Source organism: Corallococcus caeni (assembly GCF_036245865.1).
GTDB classification, from domain to species: Bacteria; Myxococcota; Myxococcia; order Myxococcales; family Myxococcaceae; genus Corallococcus; species Corallococcus caeni.
In genome coordinates this window covers 1,074,492-1,101,133 of sequence record NZ_BTTW01000002.1, presented here as the reverse complement: position 1 = coordinate 1,101,133, position 26,642 = coordinate 1,074,492, and the positions used below count along the sequence as shown (strand labels likewise).

The window sequence follows — 26,642 nt, the reverse complement described above, 5'->3', positions numbered from 1 at the left end:
CCTTCCCCGGCACGGATGAGCGTCAAGGAGCGGAGGCAGAACGACCTGGAGCAGCCCATGGTCTCGCAGCAGGCCATGGCGCAGCTCTTTCGTGGCGAGCTGAGCCGCTCGGACACCTGGCGCACGCGCCTGGACACCACGACGAACTGGGCGCTCACCACGACGGCGGCGGTCATCTCCTTCGGCTTCGCGACGCCGCAGAGCTCGCACGTCACGTTCCTGGTGGGCATCTGGATGGTGGTGTCCTTCCTGCTCATCGAGGCGCGGCGCTACCGCTACTACGACCTGTGGAACCGCCGGGTGCGCCTCTTGGAGGACGGCTGGTGGGCGCCGATGCTGCGGCGCGAGCCGGTGGATCCGGACGCGCTGCGCGAATTGGCGGTGGAGATGTCCCGGCCGCAGATCCAGCTGTCGCTGGTGTCCGCCATCGCGACGCGGCTCAACCGCGCGTACGGCCCCATCCTCATCGTCCTGTTGGTGACCTGGTTCTTCAAGGTCTACAGCCACCCGCGGCCGCCGCGCGACTTCGGGGACTTCGTGGACCGGGCGCACGTGGCCTGGATTCCCGGCCCGGTGGTGATGGCGTCCCTCCTGTTCCTCACCGTGGCGGCGGCGTACCTCTTCACCGCGTCCTTCTTCATCCGGGCGCCCCTGGGCGAGCTGCGCACCCGGCCGCGTGGACGCCGGGCCGCGCTCTGGGAGGCCTTCTACCGGCCCTACGCCATCCAGCGCCGCAAGCGCCCGCGCCCCCCGGGCGCCCGCGCCAACCCGCCGCGCCCGCCGGCCCCGTTCGACCACTGAGTCACCCGCCGAGCTGCGCGCCCACCTGCGCCATCAGCGCCATCACCCGGGCGCGCGTGGGGGCCTGCAGGTCCGGACGCAGCGCGATCGCCTGGAGCATCTGGAACACGGGCGTGCCCCCTTCCAGGTGCTGGGCCGCGACCGCCAGCAGCGCGGGCTCCTCTCCTGGCGCCAGCCCCCCGGCCACCACCCAGGCCCGCAGGTGCTCCAGCGCGCCCGCGTCCAGGGACCGCGTGTTCAGCGCGTCCAGCAGCGCCCGCTGCACGCCCCGGTCCTTCTCCGTCTCCAGCGCGTCCAGCAAGAGCCGCGTGGCCAGCTCCTGCGGGGCGGCGCGCAGCGCGTCCGCCGCGGCGGCGCGCACGTCCGGGGACTGTGCGCGCAGGTGCGGCGACGCCACGTCCATCAGCCGCTCCGCCCGCGTGCCCCCCATCGCGCGCAGCGCGTGCGCCCGCGCCTCGTCCCCCGGAGCCTGCGCCACGGCGGTCTCCAGCGTCCGCACCGCGGCGCGCGCCTCCGCCGAGCCAGGGTCCAGGTGCGATGACCAGACGCCCAGCGCGTACGACGTCGCCCGCTCCACAGGGACGTCGTGCTCCGTCCGGGCGCGCTCCAGCAGGCCGTTGAGCATCGCGCCCGTCTCCGGCTCCGGCTTCGTCAGGAACCCCGCGCGCTGCACCATCATCACGTATGCGCCCGCGTGCTCACGGGCCTCATTCGACAGGAGCAGCGTGCGCAGCGTGGCCTGCGCCTGCGCGTGGCCCGCGCCCACCAGCAGGTCCAGCATCAGCTCGCGCATGGCGGGCTTCGTGCCCGGCTTCAGGAACAGGCGCGCCAGTTCCTGGCAGCGCTTCGGCTCCAGCGTCAGCGCCGCGATGGCCCGCCGCGCGAACACGTCCAGCCCCGCGATGGCGTCCGGGCCGCTGGCGTCCTCCAGCGTCTCCAGCAGCTCGTCCACCGTCATCCCGTCCGCCTGGCCGCGCAGCGCAGCCGTCTCCGGATCCAACTCGAAGGCGACCTGCGACGGCGTGCGCACCACCCACTTCTGCTCGTCCGACGGCGGCAGGGGCTGCATCTGCCTCGACTGGTACGTCAGCCGCAGGCGCAGCCGCTTGGACAGGAGCACGCGCCCGTCCGTGCCCAGCGCGTCCAGCACCTCGTCCTGGCTGATGGCGACGAGGCGCCCTTCCGCGTCGCGGTCGAAGGTCGTGAGCGAGCCCAGCTCCTGCTTCGCCACCGTCGCCGCGCCCGCCGCGCGCAGGCTCTGGTAGCGCGACCTGCGGCGCGTCAGCCGCGAGCTGTCCCCGGGCTCGAAGGCGAACGCCGACTCCACGTCGCCCGTCTGCGTGGACTCGGTGGCGGTCCAGGACGCTTCATCGCGCAGCTCGGAGGGGAACAGCTCCGCCGCCAGCGTCTGCGCGAACTGACGGAACAGCGGCGGCTCCGCCTCGGAGAAGCGCACCGCCTGGAGCGCGCCGCGCGCGTCCAATTCCAGCCACGCGCTGGCGGTGTCCGGCAGGTGGGCCTGGAGCGCCGCCGCGTCGGGCAACAGCGCCTGTCCGGAGAGGACCGCTTCGTGCCGCGCCAGCCGGCGCAGCGTCAGGCGCAGCCGGGTGCCCGTGGCGCGCGTCTCCAGCGCCTGGAGCGTCAACTCACCGTCCAGGTGCAGCACACCCTCCAGCTCCTGGGCCTTCGCGTCCTGCGTCGGCATGGGCAGCGCCACGCGCGTCAGGTCATCCCAGACGAGGTGGAAGGTGTGCGCCTCGCCCACGCGCCAGCGGAACAGCGGCAGCCGGTGGACGGACTCGGAGGCCTGCACCGTCGCGGCGGACGGGGACGACTCGGACAGCCAGAAGGGCAGCGCCCCCAGGCACACCAGGACACCCAGGCCAGCCACGCCACGAACGAGGGTCGAGCGACGCATGAAACACTCCCGCAAAAAAGAAAAGTCGAAGAAGGTGGGGCACCACTCCCCCGGGGCCGTGGAAGCCAGCCCCGGGGGTCCTGCGAGAGCGCGCGCGGCTCAGTACAGCTGCGCGAGCGGCAGGTAATGCTGGTCGTTGAAGAGCTGCGCGCTGGTGCCGATGCCCTGCCACGACACGATGGGGAACTCCGCCTTCAGGAAGCCCAGCTCCGCGAACAGGGAGAGCCGGCCGTCCAGCGAGCGCAGCGTGAAGTTCAGGCTGGTGCCCAGCCCCAGGAACAGCGTGTTGGGGTTCGTCGGGTGCGTGGGCGAGCTCAGCGCGACGCCGATGCGGCCCTGGAGCGGCAGCTCGAAGCGCAGGATGGTCAGCGTGCCGCGGACACCAATCTGGAGGCCCGGGATGCCGATGGCCAGCGACACGAAGCCGTTGGCGGACGCGTAGGGCCCGATGTTGCCCAGCAGGTCCAGCGTGATGAGGTTGCGCGTGCAGTCGCGTCCCAGGGCGCCGCCCATCGACGCGACGATGCCCACCTCCACGGACAGGCCTCCGCTCACCGTCACGGGGATGAACCACACCATGAAGGTGGCGCTCGCCTTGGCCGCGTCCTTGTCCACGAAGGGCTTGCGCTCCACGAAGGTGAAGCGCGCCGGGTAGGACTGGTCGAACGTGAAGACGGGGTTGCCCAGCACGCGCGCGCTCAGCTCCGCGCGGATGGCGGAGGGCTGCGTGGACGCGCGGCCCGTCAGGTAGGCGATCTCCCTGCGCGTCGGGCTGAACACGTTCGCGTAGAGCCCCAGCTCGCTGAAGATGCTGGCGTTGGTGTCGCACCAGTTGCCGGTGAACGCGGAGCCGGGCGTGGACATCTCCCAGCCCGCGCGCAGCGAATAGCCACCGCCGAAGTTGTTGTCACCCGCGTAGCCGCCCGCGGAGAAGTCCTGCCCCTGGCGCTTGGTCATGGTGACCGGGTTCGTGGGCGGCTGCTGGTTCGCCGCCTGCTGCGCCAGGTACTCCGCCAGGATGCGGGAGTACGAGCCCACCAGCGTCGGGTTGAGCGTGTAGTCCTTCTGGTCCAGGCCCTTGATCTTCAGCCGGTCCGCGTTGCGGATGAAGCTCTCCGCGCCGAAGTCGTTGCCGGTGACGGTGAGACACTGGCGCAGGTCCGCCTCGCGGCGGGGCACCATGACCGCGTCCACCATGGCCTTGTAGCGGCGGGGGCTCCAGTCACACGCCGTGGTCTTGTCGGTGACGAGGCAGCCTTCGGCGTCCGCCTTCACCAGCGACTCCTCCAGGGCCTTGTCCAGGCCGTACAGCTGCTCGGCGGTCTTCTCGTCCAGCTCCACCGTGCTGAAGTCGCGGCTGCGCAGCATCTCCGACTCGCGCTGCCAGCTGGCGTAGGCGGCGTTGCGCCGGTCCAGCAGGGCGGAGAAGGCCTCCTGGCGCTGCTGCGACTCGTTGAGCACGTCGTCCGCGACCTTGCTCAGCGCCTTGCTCATGGTCAGATGCCACGCGTCCGAGGGCAGCACCGCCTGACGGGCCTCCACGTTGTTCGCCTTCTGCGCGGCCTCGGAGGTGAACTCGTAGGCCTTGGCGCCCTTGGGGTACGGCCCCGGCACGAAGCGGAAGTACGCGTTCTTCTCCACGCGCGTCTTGCCGTCCCAGATGGGGGCCTGCTTCACCCCGTCCTTGCTGAACAGCGTGCGCTCCGCGATGCCCCCGGAGCCGTAGGCCGCGGTGAACAGCGCGCGGAAGTCGTCGCCGAAGCGGCCCGCGTTCTGCTCGAAGCGGCTGTAGTCGTAGTGCTTCTCGTGCGCGTACTCCTGGCAGGAGCGCTCCAGCAGGCCGTTGGCGTCCCACTCCTGGCGCTGCTTGTCGTACGCCACCTCCACCTTGGTGAGGTTCTTGTAGCCCTTGCGCGCCAGCACCTGGCCGCGCTGCACCTGGCCCACGATGGACTCATCCGAACCGGAGAAGAGCGTGTCGAGGACGGCGTTGGGCTGCACCGCCACCGTCTCCACGCCGCCGCCCATGCTGTCGGGCAGCAGCGCGGTGCGCTTGGACGCGGCCGTGTAGCGCGCCTTCCACTCGGACTCCATCAGGCCCTGGCAATAGGAGTCGTTCTCCTGGCCGCACGCGGAAGCGCGGTAGTCCACGTTGGAGCACTCGGTCAGCGTGGGCTGGGGGCAGGAGGCCGCCAGCGCCTGGGGCGCCGCCAGCGTCAGGGTGGACAGCAGGGCCCAGCGCGCGGGGCGCGACAGCCGGACAGGGGTTCTGCGCAAGCTCATGGAAGCCTCATCGGGGGTGCGCACGGGCCGGCATGGCCCGAACGCCGCGGCCCATGAGCACGACGCGTGCCGCGCCCCTCCCTCCCGCGCTCCAGAGGGAGCCCCGGGGGATTGCCCGGCGCCGTGAGGACGCGCAGACCACAAACGGAGGGAACCGCGGTTGCCTGGAAGGCAACGACAGACGTCCGGGGCGCGATACACGTCCGCCCCCCCGAACCAGGCCCAGCCTCCGCGCCGGTCTCCGCCGTCACGCCTCCCCCACGGCCCCCCGCCGGGCGGCCGGACGGCCCACCCGGGCTGATGGGGGCCATGCCCCGGGGTGAATCCCGGCCGCTTTCGCCCTTCCGGCCCCCCCGGATTTGTGGTGTGAACCGCCCCCATGGCGAACACGCGCACTGTGACGGTCATCAACGGCGACGGCATCGGTCCCGAAGTCTCGGCGGCCACCATCCGCGTCCTGGAAGCCCTCAAGGTCCCCCTGGAGTTCGAGTTCAAGGACGCGGGCACGGAGGTCGTGGCCAAGTTCGGCACCAACCTGCCCCACGAGACGGTGGAGGCGGTGCTGCGCAGCGGCGTGGCGCTCAAGGGCCCCACCGGCACCGTCGTGGGCGGCGGCCTGCCTTCCGCGAACGTGGGCCTGCGCAAGCGGCTGGACCTGTACTCGTCGCTGCGCCCGGTGAAGAGCGTCCCCAACGTCAAGACGCGCTACGAGAACGTGGACCTGGTGGTCGTGCGTGAGAACACCGAGGACCTCTACGCGGGCCTGGAGCACATCGTGGTGCCGGGCGTCGTGGAGGCCATCAAGGTCATCACGGAGAAGGCCTCCACGCGCATCGCGCGCTTCGCCTTCGAGTACGCGAAGAAGAACGGCCGCAAGAAGGTGTCCGCCATCCACAAGGCGAACATCATGAAGCTGTCGGACGGCCTCTTCCTGGACTGCTGCCGCAAGGTGAGCCGCGAGTTCCCTGAGGTCGCCTACGACGAGGTCATCGTCGACAACCTCTGCATGCAGCTGGTGAAGGACCCGACCCGCTTCGACGTGATGGTGCTGGAGAACCTCTACGGCGACATCGTCAGCGACCTGTGCGCCGGCCTGGTGGGCGGCCTGGGCATGGTGCCGGGCGCCAACATCGGCGAGCGCACCGCCGTCTTCGAGGCCGTGCACGGCACCGCCCCGGACATCGCGGGCAAGGGTATCGCGAACCCCACCGCGCTGATGATGTCCGCGGTGATGATGCTGGAGTGGCTGGACCTGCGTGAGGCGTCCCAGCGCATGGCCAACGCCATCCAGAAGGTCTACGGCGGCGAGTCGAAGGTGCGCACCGGCGACCTGGGCGGCAGCGCCACCACGCGCGAGTTCACCGACGCCATCATCGCCGCGCTGTAATCCTTTTCCGCGCGGCGCTTGAGGGGGGCGGGAGGGTTTCCTCCGGCCCCCTTCGTGTTTTCAGCCGACGATGACCTTGCGCACGCCCCGCGCCTCCAGGAGCGCGGGAAGCCGTTCACGCTGGTCGCCCTGCAACACCAGCGCGTCCTCCTCCACCACGCCGCCGCAGCCCAGGCCGCCCTTGAGCGCCTTGAGCCAGGTGTCCAGCTGGGCCGCGGGCAGCCCCAGCTGCTCCACCACCGTCACCTCCTTGCCGCCCCGGCCCTTGCGCTCCATGCGCACCACGGCGCGCGCGGGGCCCTTGGGCTCCGGCTTCGGCGCCGAGCCCTGGGGAGGAGGAGGCGGCGGCCCCACGGGCAGCGCTTCACGCTGCGCGGACAGGGCGGCGAAGGGGTTGTTGAAGGGCCCCGGCGGCGGGGCCTCGTCCTTCTTGTCGCGCTTGCCCATGGCGTCCTTCGGCTCCCTCCGCCCTTACGGGTGGGCGTGGCCCTCGTGGCCCCCGGCGGAGCCGCGCGAGCGCGGAGGCGGCAGGGTGCTGAAGGCCGGGGCGTCGGGGTTGCCGCTCGCCAGCACCAGCGCGTAGATGAGCGCCGCGGACGGCGGCACCTCGCGGCCGTTCACCAGCACCAGCGGCGTGCCCTGGATGTTGTAGCGCATGGCGTATTCAACGTCCTGGCGCAGCTTCCCGATGGTCTCCGGCGCCGTCATGCACGCCTCCAGCTGCGGGCGCGCCACGGAGCCGGAGCTGGCGATCTCCATCACCTTGTCGGTGTCCAGGAAGGCCTGCGCGGCGAAGAGCTTCTCGCGCAGCGTCCAGAAGTCCTTCGCGCCCTCCAGGCACACCGTGGCCCGGGCCGCGGCGCAGCGCACGCTGAGCGCGTCCGGCCCGCGGTTGGGGATGGCCGGGTTGCACTGGCCGTCCAGCGGGAACTGCCGCGCCTCCACGGACAGCATGCCCTTGGGGGCGTGCTGCTTGATGAGGGCCAATTCCTCCACCAGCGCCTTGCAGTGGGGGCACTTGCTGTCGGTCCACTCCAGCACCTTCACGGGCGCGTCCGCCGGCCCGAAGAGGTTGCGCGGCGGATAGGCCGCCAGCTTCGGCTGCGCCGCCCGGTACATGGCCAGCGCGTCCGACAGGAACTGGAGCTGATCCGGCGGCAGGCTGGCGAGGAACGCGTCCAGCGTGGCCGGCGGCGGGGGCGCGGGCGGCGTGGCGCTGTCCTGCGGCTGGGCCTGGGCGGAGGCCACCGGCGGCAGGAAGGCGCCGGCCTTCTGCGCGTGCGGCGTGGCCCGGCCGGGCATCAGCATGGCCACGAACGCGACGGCGGAGAGGCCCACGGTCCACTTGAGCGTGTCGCCCCACTCGCCCGCCTGGGGCAGGAGGGGTCCGGGCAGCCCGCGCCACGCCACGCCGGTGAAGACGAGCACCAGCGCGTAGGTGCCCATGCACGTGGGGCACACCACGCCCAGCCGGGCGCTGACGGTGGCGAAGACGATGATGGAGACGACGCCCGCGAGCGCCAGCAGGCGCAGGCCGTTGGCGGCCGGACGCACGGAGCGGCCCGCCTTCGCCCACGCCAGGTACAGCGCGGAGAGCCCCACCGCGGCGAGGCCCCACACCAGGCCCATGCCCGCGATGGGGATGCCCAGCGTGTCGTGCACGGCGCTGGCGAAGTCCGAGTTCCAGACGGTGGCGCAGTTGACGGTCTCGCTGATGCTGCAGGCGGTGGAGCCGCCCGCGCGCACCGTGAGCAGCTCCAGCCATTGATAGACGGCGAGCCCACTGGTGAGGAGGCCCAGCACCAGCAGCGCGAGTGCGCCACGGGTGGGGACGGGGGCGGCCGGGGTCGGGGCCTTCTTGCTCATGCGTGCTCCGGAGGCGGGGTCATCAGGACGAGGAGGCGGGCGTTGTCCGGGCCGTCGTTGACGACGCCGTGTTCGGTGCCCGCGGGGGCGAAGAGGGTGGAGCCGGGGCCATGCGCCGCTTCCTCGTCGCCGATGCGGAAGCGGCAGCTCCCCTCCAGCACGAGGTACACCTTGTCGGACGTGGCGTGCCGGTGGGGCTTCTGCGCCTGGCCCGGGGCCAGGCAGTAGACGTCGAGGAAGAAGCGACCGGACTGGAACACGGTGTGCTTCTGGAGCTTCTCTGTCGAGAAGCCCTGGAAGGCCGAAAGCTGCTTCACATCCATCGTGGCATCCGCTCCTGCGCCTCTATATAGCGACGGGCATGGAACCGCTGACGCTGCATTTTGTTCACGAGCGGGTGGGTGCCCGCTTCATTCCGGTGGGCGGCCGTGAAGTCGTGGCCGGGTATGGAGACGTGGGCGCGGAGTATGGCGCGGCGCGCGACGCCGTGGCACTGCACGATGCGTCCTACCGCGAAATCCTCCGGATAACGGGGGAGGATCGCGCCTCCTTCCTCCACGGCATGGTCACCCAGGAGGTGAAGAACCTCCCGGTCGGCTCGGCCGCCTATGCCGCCTTCATCACGGTGAAGGGCGCCATGGTGGGAGATGCACGCATCCTCAAGCGGGAGGACGACCTCCTGCTGGACCTGGAGCCCGGCCTGGGCGCCAAGGTCCGGGAGTTCCTGGACAAGTACCTCATCTCCGAGGACGCCGAGCTGCACGACGGCACCCCGGACCAGGCCTGGCTGAAGCTGCTCGGCCCCCGGACGGCCCAGGCGCTGGCCGCCGCCCTGGGCGGCCCCTTCGAGCTCCCGGCCCCCCTGTCCAGCCGCAAGGCGACCCTGGCCGGTCAGGACGTGTGGCTGTTGGGGACGGCGCTGCCGGGCGGGCTGTCCGGGGTGGATATCCTGGTGCCGCGCGCGGGGCTGGAGGCGGTGTGGGCGGCGCTCGTCGGGGTCGGCGGGGTGAAGCCGGCGGGGTTCGACGCGCTGGAGCGGGTGCGGGTGGAGGCGGGGGTGCCGCGCTACGGGCAGGACATGGTGGACACCACCATCCCGCTGGAGGCGAACCTCACGAACGCCATCTCCTACAACAAGGGTTGCTACATCGGGCAGGAGGTCATCGCCCGGGCCACCTTCCGCGGGCACATGAACCGCAAGCTGGCGGGGCTGCTGCTGGGTGAGAAGGACGTGGCGCCCGGCACGGAGCTGCGCCGCGGGGAGAAGAAGGTGGGCTGGGTGACCAGCGTGGTGACGTCCCCGGTGAAGGGGCAGCGGGTGGCGCTGGGCTACGTGCACCGCGACTCGCTGGAGCCGGGCACGGAGCTGACGCTGGGCGGGGAAGGCGCGGGCACCGTCACGGTGGCCGCCCTGCCCTTCACCGCAGCGTCGTGAGACCTCTGCAATAGGCACACAAGCCTATAAATTCCAGCGACCCTGTTCTATGGAAAAACTATCACCACGAGCTCACAAGCTAGTATCCGCAGCCTTGAGGCATATTCGTGACGCAGAACACCTAGCCGAGGCTGCAACTCCTTTTCGCTCACTAGACCAAAGCTATCATCTTGCCGGATTTGGCCCGGAGTGCATCAGAAAAGCGACGCTCGATGCCCGCTGGATTGACAAGCCACTAGGCCACCTGCTTGGCAAAGCCGCAGATCCACTAATTGAATTAGCTCTAGATCTTGATCCAGTTGCTAGGCGTTACAACCCTTTAAACTGGGCCGAGCGCTACCCGGCACTCGCAAAGTGGGATCCTCAATGCCGCTATGCTCAAACAGGGCATCACTCTCAAAATAACACGATGGAACTCATTTCCGAGGCACGCGCAGCCGTTGACTCGATTGCCTCCGCACTTTGGGCAGACGGCCGTCTGGATGCGATTCTCTTCACATGACAACATTCGATCGAGCGCTTCCCTCCCTGCTGCAAATCTGTGAACAGAGCAGCGGTTTTTCAGATTTCAAACGCGCATGCGCGGTGCGAGATCTTCGAGGCCGCATTCGGTTAATTCTGGAGTCACAGGCAAACCAAACGCAAGAAAGCATCAGCAGCTTCTGCACAACACTCGAAAACAAGCTTTCAAGCCAACTAAAGTCATTCTTTGTTCCGCCCATCCTCACAACAACTGGACCAGGGGAGCGCGCAAGAATTGCCAAGGAAATACTAAGTTCCGCTCAGCCTTGGCAGAACTGCTCTTATGAAGACCCTGTTTCTGGCACTCGGATGACACCACCGGGCAGTCGTTGGTTCCTACTTGAGCGAAGACTTTCGAAGCATAGCTGGCTTGAGTCAAATAAGCTCACCCCACCTTGGCCACTAATAAAAGGAGCCCCTCCTTTAGTAACCTTTTACTCTTTTAAAGGCGGAGTAGGCCGCACAACATCCCTGGTGTCGTGCGCGTGGCAACTCGCACGCGAAGGAAACCGTGTAGCAATCATCGACCTAGACCTAGAAGCCCCAGGACTGGGTTCTCTCTTGGAAGCAGAGACACAACGAGGCGCAGTCGATGCGATCGTAGACTTCTTTGCCACAGGATCAATTGACACAAATGACCTTTATGCCCCTGCTCAAGCACTTGGCGCCGAAGATGCCACTCAGGTTGATGTAATCCCCGCTGGGAACCTCGACATCAACTACCTAGAAAAACTAGCAAGACTTGATTTCATTAATGACACACCGGGAGAACTGAACAAATCAAGTCCAGTCGAGGATGCCCTGCGCGCGCTTGTATTGAAAGTTCGCAGCGCCCTAAAGCCGAACTTCATCTTCCTTGATGCGAGAGCAGGACTGCACGACCTCGCAGGTCTGTCACTCCATGGCGTCTCGCATGTCGACGTCTTGGTCGGCAGAGCATCTGAACAGTCGTTTCGCGGCCTAGACATTGCAATCCAAGCACTGGGCATCCGAAAAGACGCTCAGGACCTAAGGTGCATTATAGTTCATGGATTCGCCCCTCGGGATCCAGAATCAGAACCAAGCAAGAAAGAGATTGATACATTTCAAACGCGAGTCTACGATAGTTTCTGCACCCACATATACGAAGAAGACCCCCCGGGCCCAACAGACAGGACAGCTGCACATTGGCCATGGCCCCTACGGCAGAATCCAGATCTTGAGCGCTTTACAAGCCTGTCATCAGTAAGGGACAGCCTTTTCTCCGATCAGCACCAGCAACTACTACTCCGAATCAAGGAACTATGCACCCCTGAGCCAGCACCCAACTCAGGCGACGATGCACCGGAGGAGACACTGCCATGAAGTCCCAAGAAAGACTGCAACTCCTCACGGCCCTCGAAAAGCTTTCCCATCGAGAGTCTGAGAACACAGTGGACCTTGAGAAAATCTTCCTGCCACTTCCTTCCCACGCCTTGGCCTTAAGGCCAGAAATCGTAATCATTCGCGGCGGCCGTGGTGCTGGCAAGAGCGCGCTATTCAGACTCCTGAGTGCGGTAGATGGGCCAAAGCAACTTAGGCGACTCATAAACGACGACAGAATTCCAGATGCCAAATGGATAGAAGCCTTCTCACAGTCACATCAACATCCAGATGTAACCCCACTAGATCAATACGGAAAAGAAGCAAGCAGCGAGGCACTTCGAACATTCTGGATGACGCACCTTTTGCTTCGCATCAGCGAAGAAATGCCCACACTAGTCTCGGTTCCAGAGCAGGTGCGAAATGCATGGATGCAGCATCGAACAGACTTGCAGTCCTGGGTACCTGTAGCACAAGCCCACCTAGGACAGGTCTCTCAAGCCCTAGATCAAGCCGAGCGCGCGCTTTCCTTGAAGAAACAGCTAGTATTTGCCACCTACGACCATCTCGATCGAATTGGCTCATTTGATCCCAGCGTTCGTCGGCGCTACGTCGGGGCGCTATTGGCGCTTTGGCTATCTTACTCAAATCGTTACCGTCAATTGCGCGCGAAGATTTTCCTCAGAGATGATCTACTTGACGCGGGAGAGCTTGGATTTCCCGATGCCAGCAAGCTTCGTGCCCGCTCGGTTTCGATCGAATGGGATGTTGAATCGCTTTACCGAGCTGTTGTTCGCCACATGTCGCAAGATGAGGACCTCCACACATGGCTCAGCCGACTTGCAACTGGTCGACATGCCGTAGAGCTCACGAAGCACGGTGAATTTGGCTGGTACCCGGGGCCAATGCCTGAGACTACTCAGCACAGATTTGCAACACTTCTAGCCGGGGAGGTGATGGGTACTGGAACAAAGAAAGGGTATACCTATCGATGGATACCCAATCACCTACAAGATGCTCAAGGTCGAATTGTCCCTCGATCAATGCTTTGCCTAATTGGCTTTGCTGGGCGAGAAGCATCAAAACATCCTCTTGGAAACGGTCTACGCCTAATAACGCCTCAAGATCTGCTTGAATCCCTACAAGAGACATCAAGCACTCGCGTCGGCGAAATCAAGGAAGAGTATGAGCTTGTGGTTCGTCTTGAAAACCTAAGAGGGCGAAGACTACTCCTAAACCCGGACGAAGTTATTGAGGACGTCAGTCACCCGGTACCAAACGAAAAGCCTGGGCTTTCCACAGATGGTCGCGCCGTTGTTGATGAGCTAGTAAGACTAGGAGTAATAAGCATTAGACCTGATGGGCGCATAGATGTTCCTGATATCTATCGTTACGGGTTCGGAATCCTCCGAAAAGGAGGAGCCGCACGTGCCCGATGAGATGTCATCTCGATACAGCCTCCTGGCTCTTTCATAAGGGCCAGGAGGCTGTTTCTACTCATAGGAAACTAAATAGTGTGCAAGCGCCCCTTCAGGACGCATCCACCTCTCCGAGCAGCCACACCTCCGTGCCAGCGGGAAGGTCCTGCTTGGAGAGCGTGCGGAAACAGAGCACGTGCTGAGGCCGTGACCGGAACGTGCCGAGCGGAACCTGCGCGAGCGCGACAGCCTCCCGGACGTCACCCTCCGGACGCCGCAACACCACGGTGAACTCCACCTGGGCCCGCGCTCCCAGATCCACATCAGGGGTGACGAGGATGCCGCGCCCCTGGATGTCGAAGGTCTGCTCGACCACCAGAAGCCGCCGTGCGCCAGGGACGGGAGGGGCTGCCTCTGAGTGCGTCCCCCCTTTCGCCCTGGCGGGAAACCGGCAAAGCCTGACGTCCTGCGGGCATCCCGCACATTGGATGCTCGCGGACGCAAGCACCTCCCTGTGGACGTACTCAATCCGGACCGGGCCACCACAATCGGGGCAGAGCACCGGGTCGGGGAGCGGGTCCCAGGACGCCACGCGGCGCTCCAACTCCTCCCAGTCCAGGGGCTGCGTTGGCGATGTCATGGTGGCACAAGAATATGCCAGAGGCCGCTCAGGGGCGCTCTGGAGGACGCCTTCTCCACAGGGCCTGCAGCATCGCGCGTGGCCCTTCCCTGAACAGCGTCATCAACATCGCCAGGACGAGCAGCAGCAGCAAGAGGATGGGGCCCAGGACGACACCTCCGACGAGGCCCGCCGCCGCCCAGCCGATTCCCGACCCGAAGCCCCAGACCGCGCCCGTCACGCCTCCAATGGCCGCCCCCACGAGCATGATGGGTTCAATGAGGTTCATGGGGGTTTCGCGTCGCGGTACACGGACTTCGTCCCGGTGGAGCCGCCCGCATGGGCGCACTGTGGCTCCTTCCTTGCCACGTTGTCCTTCTCAATCAGCGCCTGGAGGTCATCCCCGTTCGCGCAGGACAGCCACTGAACGCGGCGGGAAGGGCTCGACGCGCCCTTCATCAAGACCTGGAGCAGGAAGCCGAGCTCCTTGTCCCCGTCGATGAGCACCTCCAGCCCGTCTTGCCCCGGACGCGCCGCACCTGGAGCACCTGCGCGAGGAACATGCCGGCGAACATCGCGGGCACGAAGACGAGCAACCGCGACGCTCCGGTGGCGAGCGAGGTGAGCGCGGGGCCGGGGCAGTAACCGCCGAGCCCCCAGCCCACGCCGAAGAGGGCCGCGCCCACGAGGAGCTTCGCGTCCAGCCTGCTGGCGGAGAAGCTGGGGAACTTCGCGGCGAACAGGGGCTCCTCGCGCTTGTGGATGAGGGGCCGCAGCGCCGCGTGCACGGCGATGGCGCCGCCCATCACGAACATGAGCCGGAAGTCCCAGTTCCCGGCGACGTCGAGGAAGCCCAGGACGTTCGCCGGGTCCGTCATGCCGCCGACCCCCAGGCCGATGGCGAAGAGCAGACCGCTGAGGAACGCACTGATGTTTGAACGCATGGAGAGCTCTCTCTAGAGGACGTGGCGGACCAGGAAGACGGTGAGGACGCCGGTGGCCATGAAGGTGAGCGTGGCCGCGATGGAGCGGGCCGAGCCGCGGCTGATGCCGCAGACGCCGTGCCCGCTGGTGCAGCCGTTGCCCAGCCGCGAGCCGAAGCCCACCAGCAGGCCCGCCGCCACCAGGAGTCCGGCGCCGCCCGCGCTCAGAGATGCCGGGGGCGCGAAGGAGCCGGGGCGCAGCCACGCCAGCAGCAGGCCCCCGGTGAGCAGCCCGCCGAAGAAGAGCACGCGCCAGGCGATGTCGCCCCGGACGGGCGCCAGCAGCGAGCCCACGATGCCGCTGATGCCGGCCACCCGGCCATTGGCCAGCAGGAGCAGGGAGGCGCTCAGGCCAATGAGCGCCCCACCCAGGAGGGGAGCAAGGAGGGAGGAGATCATGTCCCGTGAGAGCCAGATTCAGGGGGGAAAGGATTCCGCCGGGGGGAGGCCCTGAATCCTCCAGCCCGCCCCCTGGCTCTCACTGACAGGAGGCTACGACATGATTTTCCGCCAGCTTTTCGATTCCGAGTCCTCGACGTACACCTATCTCCTTGGTGACGAGGCCACGCGGCAGGCCGTCCTCATCGACCCCGTGCTGGAGCAGGTCGACCGGGACCTGCGGCTGGTGGGCGAGCTGGGGCTCACCCTCACCCATGTCTTCGACACCCACGTGCACGCGGACCACGTCACCGCGTCCGGCGTGCTGCGCGAGCGCACGCGGGCCACGGTGGTGGGGGGCAGGGGAGGCGCCGCTTGCGCCAACGTCCAGGTGGGCCACGGGGACGAGGTGCGCGTCGGACAGCTCGTCTTCCAGGTGCTGGCCACGCCGGGGCACACGGACGACAGCGTCAGCTACCTGCTGGGCGACCGCGTCTTCACCGGGGACGCGCTGCTCGTGCGCGGCAACGGCCGCACCGACTTCCAGAACGGGAACGCGAGCCAGCTCTACGACAGCCTCACCCGCGTCCTCTTCCGCCTGCCGGATGAAACGCTCGTCTACCCCGCGCACGACTACCACGGCCACCTGGTGACGAGCATCGGCGAGGAGAAGCGGCACAACCCGCGCGTCGCCGGCAAGAGCCGGGAGGAGTTCATCGCCATCATGGAGAACCTCCACCTGCCCAAGCCGAAGAAGATCGACCTCGCCGTCCCCGCCAACCGCGCCTGTGGACACACGGCGCCTTCCCCGCAGGGGGCCTGAAGGCCCCCTGCCCCTGCCACCCGGAGCGAGCCATGACACCCCACCCCTATCAGGACCTCACCCCCTCGCAGCTCGACACGCTGGGCCCCGACGTGCGGCGCATCGACGTGCGCGAGCCGGACGAGTTCACGGGCCCCCTGGGCCACCTTCCCGGCGCGGAGCTCGTCCCGCTGGGCACGCTGGAGGCGGCGGCCGCGTCGTGGCCGCGGGAGCAGCCACTGCTGCTCATCTGCCGCTCGGGTGGCCGCTCCGCGAAGGCGGCCCAGGCGCTCGCCCGCGGCGGCTTCCAACACCTCTACAACCTAGCGGGCGGGATGCTCGCCGTGCGCGAGCCGCACGCGCCCCAACGTTGAGGCGCGCGCCGCCTCGGAAACAGACCCCATGCCCATCCTCGGCTTCTCACTCGCGGCACTGATTGGCCTGTCGCTCGGCCTGCTCGGCGGCGGCGGCTCCATCATCACCGTCCCCATCCTCGTGTACGTCCTGGGCTTCGGGGCCAAGCAGTCCATCGCCATGGGGCTGGCCGTGGTGGGCGTCACCAGCCTCTTCGGCGCGGCGAGCCACTGGCGCCGGGGCAACGTCCAGCTCCGGGCGGCCCTGGTCTTCGGTGGCGTGGCCATGGCGGGCACCTACGCGGGCGCGCGCCTGTCGGCCTTTGTCTCGGGCGCATTGCAGCTGCTGCTCTTCGCCACGGTGATGCTGGTGGCCGCCTTCTTCATGTTCCGCAACGGCCGCAAGGAGGCCGCCCTCGCCGCGCGCAAGCAGTCCGCGCCCGTGCCCGAGCCCCGCAAGGCGTCCTTCCCGGTCATGGCCCTGGCCGCGCTCGGCGTGGGCGGGCTCACGGGGCTCGTCGGGGTGGGCGGCGGTTTCCTCATCGTCCCGGCGCTGGTGCTCCTGGTGGGCCTCCCGATGAAGCAGGCGGTGGGGACGAGCCTGCTCGTCATCGCCCTCAACTCCTTCGTGGGCTTCGCCGGCTACCTGGGCCACGTCGAGGTGCCCTGGCTCTACCTCGGCATCTTCACGGCCATCGCCGTGGTGGGCATCCTGCTGGGCACCTGGGCCTCCCACTTCGTCTCGCAGGCGGCCCTCAAGCGGGCCTTCTCCGCCTTCCTCGTCGTGATGGGCGCCTTCATCATGTTCAAGAACCGGGAAGCGCTGGCACAGGGGGGCAGTGAGCCCGCGCCCCGCGCCGCCTCCGCCACGCCGCACAGTCGCTGAAGCGGCTCGGGGCTTCCGTGGAGGAGCCCCCGGCCGGGCCGAGGACAGCCACCGCGGCTACAGCTCCACCCCGCCGCAGCAGCCACAGCCGCATGAGCCTTCGCATGGGGAAAACATGGGCCATGCCCCGGATGAAGAAACCCCACCGCTCGCTGCCCGGAAGGGAGCGAGGGGTGGGGTCTTCATTCCGCGAACGCAGCGGGAAAGGCTAGACGCGCCCTTCGGCCTTCTGCGCGCGCTCGATGCTCTCGAACAGGGCGCGGAAGTTGCCGCCGCCGAAGCCCTGGTCGCCCTTGCGCTGGATGATTTCGTAGAAGAACGGGCCCGCGTCCGCCTGCTTGTAGAGGCTCGCCGCGTCCTTCATGAAGATCTGGAGCATGTAGCTGCGCTCCTTGTCCCCGTCGATGAGCACCTCCAGGTCGCGCAGGACGTTGATGTCCTCGTCGATCTTCTTGATGCCCATGCGCTGGATGCGGTCCGGCAGCGCGTCGTAGTACGAGCCCGGCGTGGGCATGAACTGGATGCCCGCGTTGTGCCGCATGTCCTTCACGGACGTGAGGATGTCCTTCACCGTGATGGCCAGGTGCTGCACGCCGTCACCGCGGTGGTCCTCGTTGAAGATGTTGATCTGGCTGGCCTTGAAGAACGGGAACTTGGGCTCGTTGTTCGCGAACTTCACGCCGCTCTTCGGATCCCACATCACCTCGGACTTCAGGCCGCTGCCGTGGTCGCGCTTCTGCTGCGACGCCACGTCGTCGGTGTGGAACTCGATGTGCCAGAACTTCTCGAAGCCCATCACGTGCTCCATCCACAGGAGCATGGGCTTCATCGTCTGGAAGTTCGACGTGACGTGGTCCAGCTTGTCGAAGCCGTACTTGTTCTGGCCACCCTTGGGCTGCGCGTGCACCTGGAAGCCCGGGTAGATGGACTTGTAGTTGTCCCGCTGCAGGAAGCGGAACGTGGTGTCACCAAACGGCGTCGTGATGGAGAAGAACGCCAGCTTGCCGCCCGCGTCGTCCGTGAAGCGCTGGATGTCCGTGATGAACGTGGCGCCGCGCGAGTCCAGCAGCTTGAACGCCTTCTCCACGTCCTCCACTACGAAGTTCAGCGTGCCCACGCCGTCCGGGTGCTTGCGCAGGTAGCGCCACGCGCGGCCGCCCTCGCCCACGGGCTGGCTCACCACCAGCGCAATCTCCCCCGCCTGGAACAGCGCGGACTTCTGCTTGCCGTGCGCCTCCAGCTCCGGCCCGGACACCGCCACCTCCGCGAAGTCCAACCCCTTCGTGTAGAACTGGCGGCTGCGCTCCAGGTCATGCACGTACCAGTGGATGCTCTCCAGGGCCTTGATGCCCAGCGATTCCTGCTTGGCCATGTCGCTGACTCCTCGTGATGAAGAAGATGGTTCGTGATTACGCCGGCTGCGCGTCGGGCTGCCGGTCCGGCTGCGCCGCCTGGAAGGCGGGAAGTTCGTTGCACGCCGCTTCAATCCGCAAGAGCGTGGGATGGGGCTTCAGGTCTACACCGAACCGGCGGGCCCCGTAGAGCTGGGGAACGAGCAGGACGTCCGCGAACGACACTGCGTCTCCCACACAGTAACGGCCGGCCGTCTCCTGCACCGCCGCCTCCAGCGCCCTCAGCCCGTGCGCGTTCCAGTGCGCCGCCCAGGCCTTCTCGTCCGCCTTCAGCTCGTTCTTGATGCGCAGCGTCACCGACGTGTTCTGCAGGGGCTGCATGCCGGCGTTCACCATCTCCGCCAGCATGCGCGCCTTCGCCCGGAGGTACGCGTCGCCGGGCAGGAGGGCGGGCGAGGGCACGCGCTCCTCCAGGTACTCCAGGATGGCCATGGACTCGGACAGCTTGCGCGCCTGCCCGTCTGCTTCCGTCCACTCCAGCGTGGGCACGCGGGCCATGGGGTTCTTGGCCCGGTAGGCATCCGTGAACTGCTGGCCGCCGTCCTGGAGCAGGTGCACCGCCAGGTACTCGAAGGGGAGCCCCTTCCAGTTGAGCGCGATGCGCACGCGCCAGGACGCGGAACTGCGCCAGTAGCTGGAGAGCCGCAGGTTCCTCATGGCGCCTTCACCACCGTCTGGGAGATGCGGCCGAAGAGGCAGTGCCCCTCCCCGTCCAGCATCTCGATCTCGATGGTGTCGCCGGGCTTCATGAAGGGCGTCTTCGCCTTCCCCTCGTCGATGGTTTCAATCATCCGGCGCTCGGCGAGGCAGGAGATGCCGCGCGTGCGGTCCGCGTTGGACACCGTGCCGCTGCCCAGGATGGTGCCCGCGGTGAAGGCGCGCGTGCGCGTCAGGTGCTGGATGAGGTCGCGGAAGGAGAAGTGCATCTCCGGGCCCGCGTCCGCGTCGCCCACGAGCTGGCCGTTGAGCGTGCTGCGCATGCGCAGGTGCACCCGGCCGTCCTGCCACGCGGCGCCCAGCTCGTCCGGCGTCAGCGCGAAGGGGCCGAACGCGGTGGCGGGCTTGCTCTGGAAGAAGCCGAAGCCCTTGGCCAGCTCCTCCGGGATGAGGTTCCGCAGCGACACGTCGTTGGCGATCATCACCAGCTTGATGTGCTTGTCCGCGTCCTCGGCCTTCGTGCCCATGGGCGTGTCGCCCAGCACGACGCAGACCTCGCTCTCGAAGTCCAGGCCCCAGGCCTCGTCGCGCAGGGGGATGTCCTGCGTGGGCCCCAGGAAGTCGCCGGAGCCGCCCTGGTACACCAGCGGGTCCGTGCGCAACGTGGCGGGCGGCTCCGCGTTGCGCGCCTTGCGCACCAGCACCACGTGGTTGATGTACGCGCTGCCGTCCACCCATTCGTAGGCGCGCGGCAGGGGCGCGTGCAGCGCCTTCACGTCCAGCGGGCGGCTCTGCACCGCGCCGGCTTCCAGCTGCTGCGCCAGCGCGCGCAGCAGCGGCTCCTTCTGGTCCCAGTCATCCAGGGCCGCTTGCAGCGTGAGGGCCACGTTGGTGGCCAGCGCGTAGGCGGAGTTGTCCCGCTTGACGACGATGAGCCGCCCGTCGCGGGTTCCGTCCCTGAGCGTCGCGAGCTTCAATTCCGCGCTCCCTCGGCGGCCTGCGGGGAAGGAAGGGGGAGGCCGCCTGACCCGACGGGCTTTTCCGCCGGGCCACCAGGGGAGTCAAGCACACCCGTTGAACGCGGCGCGGCATCCTTCCTCCCTCCAGCAACGCTGCTGGCCGCACGCATTCGCGTGGCTGTCGGATGACGGACGCCACGCGGCCCGCCCCACGTCTCCTGGTGGAAACCCACGAGCCTGGCGGAAACCAGTAGGGGCGCGGGGAGCGGGGTGCTGGCGGGCTGCCTGCCCCACGAACGGCCAGGGGGCACCGGGGGACGGGCGCGGGAAGCAGGAGCGTGCCGACTGTTCAAATCCCGAGCAGCGCACGCGGGGCGTGGGTTGCTCCCCCCTGGCAGGGACCCGGGCGGCAACCCAGCTTGTGGAAGAGGGACGTCCGGCCGACCGCGCCGCCGGGGCAACGCGGTGGAGGGGCTCGCGAGGGTACTGAATGGCGCAAGGCTTCCAACAGGCCGGCGACACCCCTGGGGAGCCACACCCGGGCCAGCGGCTGGGCAACCGCTACGAGTTGCGCCAGCGGGTGAAGGCCGGCCGGGGCATCTCCAGTTGGCAGGGGGTGGACCTCCTCACGCACGAGCGCGTGCTCGTGAAGGTCACCCCCCTGTCCGCCTTCGTCCCCACGGCCCGCCACCGGCTGGAGCACGAGGCGCAGGTGCTGGCGCGGCTGCACGACCCCGCGCTCGTGCCCGTGCGGGACCTGGGCACGTTCGACGACCTGCTCTACCTGGTCACGCCCTGGGTGGACGGCGAGACGCTGGAGGCGCGCCTGCAGCGCGGCCCCCTGTCCCTGCCGGAGGCCATCGTCCTGGGCCAGCGCCTGCTGAGGGCGCTCGCGGAGGCGCACCGCGAGGGCGTCCTGCACCGCGACGTGAAGCCCACCAACATCCTGGTGCGTGACCACCCGCTGTCGACCGCGTGGCTCACCGACTTCGGCCTGTCGCGCAGCGAGCGGCTGGACCCGTCCCTGCGGGATTTGCCCGTGGGCACCGCGCGCTACCTGTCGCCGGAGCAGGCGGGGCTCATCAACCGGCCGGTGGAGGCGCCGTCGGACCTGTACTCGGTGGGCCTGGTGCTCTTCGAGGCGCTGTCCGGCCGCCCCGCGCTGGAGGGCGCGACGGTGGGCGAAGTCTTGCGCCTGCACCTCACCGCGCACCCGCGCCTGAGGCCCGTGGGCGTGGAGGTGCCGCTGGCGATGGAGGAGCTCATCTCCCGCCTGAGCCAGACCGACCCGCGCGACCGCTACCAGTCCGCGGACGCCGCGCTCGCGGACCTGAACGCGCTGGAGGCCGCGCTGTCGCGGGGTGAGGCGGAGCCCGCGCTCGTCACCGGCGCGCACGACCACCGCCAGAGCCTCACCGAGCCGTCCTTCGTGGGCCGCCGCGAGGAGCTGATGACGCTGGAGCGCGAGCTGGAGCACGCGTGCGAGGACGGCTCGCGCGCCGTGGTGGTGGAGGGCGAGTCCGGCGGCGGCAAGAGCCGCCTCTTGGAGGAGTTCTCCGCCCGCGCCGTGGGCCAGCGCGCGTGGGTGCTGCATGGCCAGGCGCAGGACCAGGCCGCGCAGCGCCCCTTCCAGCTCTTCGCGGGCGTGGCGGAGGGCATCGCCGCCCAGGTGCGCGAGGAGCCCGCGCTGGGCGCGCTCTTGCGCGAGCGGCTCGCGGGCCAGGAGGCCGGCCTGTGCACGGTGCTGCCCACGCTCTCGGAGGTGTTCTTCCCCGACGCGCGGGCGCCCCAGTCCCAGGGCCTGGGGCCGGAGTCCCTGAGCGAGAGCCGCAGCGTGTGGAGCCTCACCGCGCTCCTGGGCGCGCTGGGCACGCCGGACGCGCCCGCGGTGGTGGTGCTGGAGGATTGCCAGTGGGCGGACACGCTCACGCTGCGCGCGCTGGAGGCGTGGTCGCAGGGCCGCCGCGCGGGGGACGGGCGGCTGTTGCTCATCGTGTCCTTCCGCAGCGAGGACATCCACGCGGGCCACGTGCTGCGGCGGCTGGCGCCGGGCGCGCACCTGAAGCTGTCCGCCTTCGGCGCGGCGGAGGTGGCGCTGCTGGCGGAGTCCATGGCCGGCGTGCTGCCGCCGGAGGCCGTGGAGCTGGTGACGCGGCTGGCGGAGGGCAACCCGTTCATGGCCTCCGCGGTGCTGCACGGGCTGGTGGAGGACGGCGTCCTCATGCCCGGCCCGGACGGCTGGCTGGTGCAGCCGGAGGCGATGGCGCACGCGCGCTCGTCGCGTCAGGCGGCCACCTTCCTGGTGCGGCGCCTGCGCCTGTTGCCGCCGGAGTCCCTGCACGTGCTCAGCGTGGGCGCCGTGCTGGGCAAGTCCTTCGACGCGAGGGCGGTGGCGGCCCTGTCCGGCACGCCGCTGGAGGCCGTCACCACCGCGCTGGAGCCGCCGCGCCGCCGGCACATGCTGTGGACGGAGGGCACGCGCTCCACCTTCGTGCACGACAAGCTGCGCGAGGTGCTGCTGGACCTGCTCTCCCCGGAGGAGCGCCGGGAGCTGCACCGGCTGGCCGCGCGGGCCGCGCAGCAGGCCGTGCCCAACGACCCCTTCGAGCTGGCCTACCACTTCGACGCGGCGGGGGAGAGCGCGCAGGCCCTGCCCTACGCGCTGGTGGCCGCGGAGCAGGCGCGCCAGCGCTTCTCCCTGGACACCGCGGAGGTGAACTACCGCATCGCCGAGCGCGGCGCGGAAGGGGCGGACGCGCACACCCGCTACCGCATCGCGTCCGGGCTGGGCACCGCGCTGATGATGCGCGGCCGCTACGACGAGGCGCAGCGGCAGCTGGAGGCCGCGCAGGCGCTGGCGCACGACCGGCTGGAGCAGGGCCGCACGCTGGGGCACCTGGGCGAGCTCGCCTTCAAGCGCGGCCAGACGGTGCAGGCCAACGCCTACCTGGAGCAGGGCCTGAAGCTTTTGGGCCGCTACGTGCCGCCCGGCACGCTGGCCACCGGCGCGAGCGCCGCGTGGGAAATCCTCACGCAGGCCGCGCACACCGTGGCGCCGCGCCTGTGGCTGGCCCGCAAGTCCCTGGCCCAGGGGGAGGAGGACCTGCTCGCGGTCAACCTCTACAGCCGGCTCGCGTACGGCTACTGGTACCAGCGGGGCCGCGCCGCGGTGCTGTGGGCGCACCTGCGCGACATGAACCTGGCGGAGCGCTACCCGCCCACGCCGGAGCTGGCGCAGGCCTACTCCGCGCACTCGCCCGCGCTCACCACCCTGCCCTGGTTCCAGCGCGCGTATGCCTACGCGGAGAAGTCGCTGGCCCTGCGCCAGCAGCTGGGCGACGTGTGGGGCCAGGGACAGTCGCTGCACTTCTACGGCCTGGCGCTCTACGCCTCGTCGCGCTTCAAGGACTGCATCGAGAAGTGCCGCGAGGCGGTGCGCCTCTTGGAGCGCACCGGCGACCCGTGGGAGGTGAACAACGCCACCTTCCAGATCGCCATGTCGCTCTACCGCCTGGGCCGCCTGAGGGAGGCCGCGGCGGTGAGCCAGAAGCTGCACGCGGCGGCGCTGGCGCTGGGGGACCGGTACTCGCTGCGCCTGGGCCTGGAGGCGTGGGCCAAGTCCACCGGCGGCCGCATCCCCGCGGCGCTGCTGGAGACGGAGCTGGCGGCGCCCACCGCCACCGACCCGCAGTCCTTCGCGGGCGTGCTCCAGGCAGAAGGGCTGCGCCTCTTGCGGGAGAACGAACCCGCGCGCGCCGCGGAGGTGCTGGAGCGCGCCGAGCGCGTGGTGGAGGACGCGCACCTGCGCCAGGAGTACGTGGCCCCCATCACCCCGTGGCTCGCCACCGCGCGCAGGCGCCTGGCGCAGCAGGCGAGCCCCTTGAACCCCCGGCAGCGCGACCGGCTCATGAAGGAGGCCGACAGCGTGGCGAAGCGCGCCCACGACATCGCGCGCACCTACCGCAACAACCTGCCGCATGCGCTGCGCGAGCGCGGCCTGATGTGCGCGCTGCGCGGCCGTCCCGCGCGGTCGCGCAAGCACCTGGACGAAGCCCTGCGCGTGGCCGAAGCGCTGGGGATGCGCCAGGAGCGCGCGCTGACGCTCCAGGCCCGCGGCGAGGTGGGCCGCGTGCAGGGCTGGCCCGGCGCCGCGCGCGACCTGGAGACGGCCGCCCGCGAGCTGGAGGCCATGGAGGACGGCCTGCACAAGGAGGCGGAGCAGGCCACGGCCGGCGTGGAGACGCTGTCGCTGGTGGACCGCTTCCCGCGTGTGCTGGAGGTGGGGCGCAGGCTCGCCTCCGCCCTGTCGCGCGACGCCGTCTTCGAAACGGCCCGCCAGTCCATGCAGGAGCTGCTGCGCGCGGAGCGCTGCGCCGTGGTGGACCCCCGCGCGGTGGTGTCGGAAGAGGACGCGAAGAACCAGGGCCTCAGCCGCACCGCGCTGGCCCGCGCGCTGGAGACCGGCCGCATCACCGTGCTGGGCCAGGGGCTGCCCGGCGGCATCAGTGAGAGCATGGAGCTGCTCGGCGTGCGCTCGCTCCTGTGCGCGCCGCTCCAGGTGCGCGGCAAGACGGTGGCGTGCGTGGTGGCCAGCCACCGCAAGGTGGGCGCGCTGTTCGGCGAGGACGAGGAGCGCCTGGCGTCCTTCGTGGCGGTGCTCTCCGGCGCGGCGCTGGAGAACGCGGAGAACTTCGAGCGCGTCGCCGCCCTCTCCGAGGAGCAGGGCCGCCTCTACCGCGAGGAGCAGGAGGCCGTGCGCCGTCGCGACGACTTCCTGTCCATCGCCGCGCACGAACTGAAGACGCCGCTCACGTCGCTCCAGTTGCACATCCAGGGGCTCCAGGCGAAGGCGAAGGGCGCGCCCATGGCGCCGGAGAAGCTGACCGCGAAGCTGGAGTCCGCCTACTCGCAGACGCAGCGGCTGGGGAAGCTGGTCAACGACCTGCTGGACATCTCCCGCATCGCGCAGGGCCAGCTGCACATCAAGCGCGAGGACGTGGACCTGGTGACGCTGGTGCGCGGCCAATTGGAGCGCAGCCGCGAGGCCCTGGTGCGCGCCGAGTGCGAGGTGCGCTTCCACGCCAGCGAGCCGCGCCTCGTGGGCCACTGGGACGCGCTCCGGCTGGAGCAGGTGGTGGGCAACCTCCTGACCAACGCCATGAAGTACGGCGCGGGCAAGCCCGTGGAGGTCACCCTGGACGGGGACGCGACGCGCGTGCGGCTGGAGGTGCGCGACCACGGCATCGGCATCGCGGAGGAGGACCGGGCGCGCATCTTCGAGCGCTTCGAGCGCGCGGTGTCCGTGCGCCACTACGGCGGCTTCGGGCTGGGGCTGTGGATCGTCCGCGAAATCGTGCAGGCGCTGGGCGGCAACATAGAAGTCGCCAGCGCCCCGGAGCAGGGCTCCACCTTCACGGTGACCCTGCCCCGCTCCGGCTCGCCCGTGCACTGAAGGGGCGAGCCTGGAGGGCCGGCGCTACTGGCGCGTCGCCTCCAGGTAGATGACGTTGTCCTGCGAGTCGCGGAACAGCCGCACGTTGGCCACCTGCTCCAGCGGCGTCTCCGACAGGAGGCCGCGCATGCCGTCCTCGTCCCGGTAGGTGAGCCACCAGTCCATGAAGGCCTCCATGTAGCCCGTCTCCGGCGGGTGCACCGCGAAGTTGGCCACCAGCAGGCGTCCGCCCGGGCGCAGCATGTGGAAGAGCAGCGCGGTGAGGCGGGCCGCCACGGAGTCCGACAGGTAGTCGTACAGCCCGGCGGAGTACGCGAAGTCCAGGTCCGTGAACACCGCCTTGCCCGCGAGCAGCGAGCGGACCGAGCCGCACACCGGCCGCACGATGCCGCCCGGGTGCAGGCGGGAGATTTCGGCCAGGCTCACCGGGTCCTGGTCGAACGCGATGAGCTCCTCCAGCCGCCGCTCCGCCACCGCGCGCGACGACTCCGCCTCCCGCAGGTGCCCGCACGCCACCGACAGCACCCGCCCGTCGGGCCGCCGCTCGGCCGTCTCGTCCATCATCCGCGCGAGCAGCTCCCGGCGCTCGCGCACGCTCCGCGCGGAGGGCTGCCCGTGCATGTACCGGTAGATTTCGCGGCCCGCGTGCAGCTCGTCCGCCGCGTGGTCCATGTAGAGGTAGTCGATGAGGGCCGCGTCGCCCGCGTAGCCGCGCGGCCGCTCGAAGGCGTGCCGGGTGAAGGGGCACTGGTGCAGGAAGGGGCGCATCGGGTGCTTGCGCGCCAGCTCCAGGCAGAAGCGCTTCCACAGCTCCGGGCTCCACTGGCGCCGCCGCTCGATGAGGCCCCCGTGCAGGTCCGTCATGCCCTGGTGCAGCATGTCGTCCGGGCCCTGCATCATCCGGGAGTGCAGTGCGTCCAACCACTCCCGCGCTTCCAGGAACGCCTCCTCGGAGGTGGGCACTTCCTCCCTGGGGCCGTTCACCAGGATGAGGTGGTTGGGTTCAGGCGCGACCGGCAGAGCCGCGCCGTGGACCGAAAAGAAGGGCTGGCGCATAGGCATCATCCTGACAACCTGGGAGCGGAGGTCATCCACTTCCCGCGCCCGCGCCCTTCGGCAGGCCCTGCTCCAGCCGGCCAGCCAGGGCCCCGCGCACCGCCCGTCCCGCAC

The 26,642-nt window shown here is 69.0% G+C and carries 23 protein-coding genes; 10 read left to right on the top strand and 13 right to left on the bottom strand.

All coding sequences use genetic code 11. The annotated features are described in order from the left end of the window. Positions 1-15 precede the first annotated feature (15 nt). A complete protein-coding gene (locus tag AABA78_RS12610) occupies positions 16-801 on the top strand; it encodes a DUF2270 domain-containing protein (protein ID WP_338263220.1) in 786 nt (261 codons plus the stop codon). Position 802: 1 nt separating this feature from the next. On the opposite strand, the gene AABA78_RS12605 is transcribed toward AABA78_RS12610, so the two are convergent. Together AABA78_RS12605 and AABA78_RS12600 are read right to left on the bottom strand one after the other, a co-directional pair. After that, complete coding sequence (locus AABA78_RS12605) at positions 803-2,719, bottom strand: HEAT repeat domain-containing protein (protein WP_338263219.1); 1,917 nt, start codon at positions 2,717-2,719, stop codon at positions 803-805. Between the two features lie 99 nt (positions 2,720-2,818). Next, on the bottom strand, positions 2,819-5,002 hold the full coding sequence (locus tag AABA78_RS12600; RefSeq protein ID WP_338263218.1) for a hypothetical protein: 2,184 nt from the start codon (positions 5,000-5,002) through the stop codon (positions 2,819-2,821). Positions 5,003-5,381: 379 nt separating this feature from the next. Here AABA78_RS12600 and AABA78_RS12595 point away from each other — a divergent pair, with 379 nt between their 5' ends. Next, positions 5,382-6,389: an isocitrate/isopropylmalate dehydrogenase family protein gene (locus AABA78_RS12595; RefSeq protein ID WP_014399738.1), complete on the top strand. Its 1,008-nt coding sequence runs from the start codon at positions 5,382-5,384 to the stop codon at positions 6,387-6,389. 60 nt (positions 6,390-6,449) lie between these two features. Here AABA78_RS12595 and AABA78_RS12590 read toward each other — a convergent pair whose 3' ends face one another. Genes AABA78_RS12590 through AABA78_RS12580 form a run of 3 tightly spaced genes read right to left on the bottom strand, consistent with a single transcriptional unit; the run spans position 6,450 to position 8,578 of the window. Continuing rightward, the gene (locus AABA78_RS12590) at positions 6,450-6,836 is read right to left on the bottom strand and encodes a translation initiation factor (protein WP_338263216.1); all 387 of its coding nucleotides are present in this window, start codon (positions 6,834-6,836) and stop codon (positions 6,450-6,452) included. Between the two features lie 24 nt (positions 6,837-6,860). Continuing rightward, positions 6,861-8,255 (bottom strand): vitamin K epoxide reductase/DsbA family protein, encoded by a 1,395-nt coding sequence (locus AABA78_RS12585; protein ID WP_338263215.1) that lies wholly within the window; start codon positions 8,253-8,255, stop codon positions 6,861-6,863. Further along, positions 8,252-8,578: a cupin domain-containing protein gene (locus AABA78_RS12580; RefSeq protein WP_171418199.1), complete on the bottom strand. Its 327-nt coding sequence runs from the start codon at positions 8,576-8,578 to the stop codon at positions 8,252-8,254. The genes AABA78_RS12585 and AABA78_RS12580 overlap by 4 nt, the downstream gene beginning before the upstream one ends. A 38-nt stretch (positions 8,579-8,616) precedes the next feature. Here AABA78_RS12580 and ygfZ point away from each other — a divergent pair, with 38 nt between their 5' ends. The 4 genes from ygfZ (at position 8,617) to AABA78_RS12560 (ending at position 12,992) form a co-directional block, all read left to right on the top strand. Next, positions 8,617-9,690, top strand: a complete 1,074-nt coding sequence (gene ygfZ / locus AABA78_RS12575) for a CAF17-like 4Fe-4S cluster assembly/insertion protein YgfZ (protein WP_338263214.1) — start codon at positions 8,617-8,619, stop codon at positions 9,688-9,690. Between the two features lie 94 nt (positions 9,691-9,784). Next, positions 9,785-10,192 (top strand): hypothetical protein, encoded by a 408-nt coding sequence (locus AABA78_RS12570; RefSeq protein WP_338263213.1) that lies wholly within the window; start codon positions 9,785-9,787, stop codon positions 10,190-10,192. Further along, positions 10,189-11,556 (top strand): tyrosine-protein kinase family protein, encoded by a 1,368-nt coding sequence (locus AABA78_RS12565; RefSeq protein ID WP_338263212.1) that lies wholly within the window; start codon positions 10,189-10,191, stop codon positions 11,554-11,556. Before AABA78_RS12570 ends, AABA78_RS12565 begins: the two co-directional genes overlap by 4 nt. Then, a complete protein-coding gene (locus tag AABA78_RS12560; protein ID WP_338263210.1) occupies positions 11,553-12,992 on the top strand; it encodes a hypothetical protein in 1,440 nt (479 codons plus the stop codon). The genes AABA78_RS12565 and AABA78_RS12560 overlap by 4 nt, the downstream gene beginning before the upstream one ends. A 91-nt stretch (positions 12,993-13,083) precedes the next feature. Here the strand turns inward: AABA78_RS12560 and AABA78_RS12555 are convergent, their stop codons facing one another. From AABA78_RS12555 to AABA78_RS12540, 4 genes are all read right to left on the bottom strand, one after another. After that, on the bottom strand, positions 13,084-13,347 hold the full coding sequence (locus tag AABA78_RS12555; protein ID WP_338263209.1) for a hypothetical protein: 264 nt from the start codon (positions 13,345-13,347) through the stop codon (positions 13,084-13,086). 292 nt (positions 13,348-13,639) lie between these two features. After that, positions 13,640-13,879 (bottom strand): hypothetical protein, encoded by a 240-nt coding sequence (locus AABA78_RS12550; RefSeq protein ID WP_338263208.1) that lies wholly within the window; start codon positions 13,877-13,879, stop codon positions 13,640-13,642. Positions 13,880-14,048: 169 nt separating this feature from the next. Then, a complete protein-coding gene (locus tag AABA78_RS12545) occupies positions 14,049-14,534 on the bottom strand; it encodes a DUF6691 family protein (protein ID WP_338263207.1) in 486 nt (161 codons plus the stop codon). Between the two features lie 12 nt (positions 14,535-14,546). Further along, positions 14,547-14,972: a YeeE/YedE family protein gene (locus AABA78_RS12540; RefSeq protein WP_338263206.1), complete on the bottom strand. Its 426-nt coding sequence runs from the start codon at positions 14,970-14,972 to the stop codon at positions 14,547-14,549. 100 nt (positions 14,973-15,072) lie between these two features. On the opposite strand from AABA78_RS12540, the gene AABA78_RS12535 reads away from it, so the two are divergent. From AABA78_RS12535 to AABA78_RS12525, 3 genes are read left to right on the top strand one after another with little or no spacing between them, the layout of a single operon-like run. After that, positions 15,073-15,774 (top strand): MBL fold metallo-hydrolase, encoded by a 702-nt coding sequence (locus AABA78_RS12535; protein WP_338263205.1) that lies wholly within the window; start codon positions 15,073-15,075, stop codon positions 15,772-15,774. Positions 15,775-15,806: 32 nt separating this feature from the next. Further along, on the top strand, positions 15,807-16,127 hold the full coding sequence (locus AABA78_RS12530) for a rhodanese-like domain-containing protein (RefSeq protein WP_171418208.1): 321 nt from the start codon (positions 15,807-15,809) through the stop codon (positions 16,125-16,127). 28 nt (positions 16,128-16,155) lie between these two features. After that, the gene (locus tag AABA78_RS12525; RefSeq protein ID WP_338263204.1) at positions 16,156-16,992 is read left to right on the top strand and encodes a sulfite exporter TauE/SafE family protein; all 837 of its coding nucleotides are present in this window, start codon (positions 16,156-16,158) and stop codon (positions 16,990-16,992) included. Between the two features lie 208 nt (positions 16,993-17,200). Here the strand turns inward: AABA78_RS12525 and hppD are convergent, their stop codons facing one another. The 3 genes from hppD to AABA78_RS12510 are packed head-to-tail and all read right to left on the bottom strand — an operon-like array spanning position 17,201 to position 20,038. After that, positions 17,201-18,364 (bottom strand): 4-hydroxyphenylpyruvate dioxygenase, encoded by a 1,164-nt coding sequence (hppD, locus tag AABA78_RS12520; protein WP_338263203.1) that lies wholly within the window; start codon positions 18,362-18,364, stop codon positions 17,201-17,203. Positions 18,365-18,401: 37 nt separating this feature from the next. Continuing rightward, positions 18,402-19,061, bottom strand: coding sequence for a maleylacetoacetate isomerase (maiA, locus tag AABA78_RS12515; protein ID WP_338263202.1), 660 nt, complete (start codon positions 19,059-19,061; stop codon positions 18,402-18,404). Continuing rightward, entirely contained in the window at positions 19,058-20,038 is a 981-nt protein-coding gene (locus tag AABA78_RS12510; protein WP_338263200.1) for a fumarylacetoacetate hydrolase family protein, read from the bottom strand. The genes maiA and AABA78_RS12510 overlap by 4 nt, the downstream gene beginning before the upstream one ends. Positions 20,039-20,510: 472 nt before the next feature. Here AABA78_RS12510 and AABA78_RS12505 point away from each other — a divergent pair, with 472 nt between their 5' ends. After that, on the top strand, positions 20,511-25,472 hold the full coding sequence (locus AABA78_RS12505; protein ID WP_338263199.1) for a GAF domain-containing sensor histidine kinase: 4,962 nt from the start codon (positions 20,511-20,513) through the stop codon (positions 25,470-25,472). A gap of 24 nt (positions 25,473-25,496) precedes the next feature. Here AABA78_RS12505 and AABA78_RS12500 read toward each other — a convergent pair whose 3' ends face one another. After that, entirely contained in the window at positions 25,497-26,528 is a 1,032-nt protein-coding gene (locus AABA78_RS12500; protein WP_338263197.1) for a class I SAM-dependent methyltransferase, read from the bottom strand. Between the last annotated feature and the right edge of the window lie 114 nt (positions 26,529-26,642).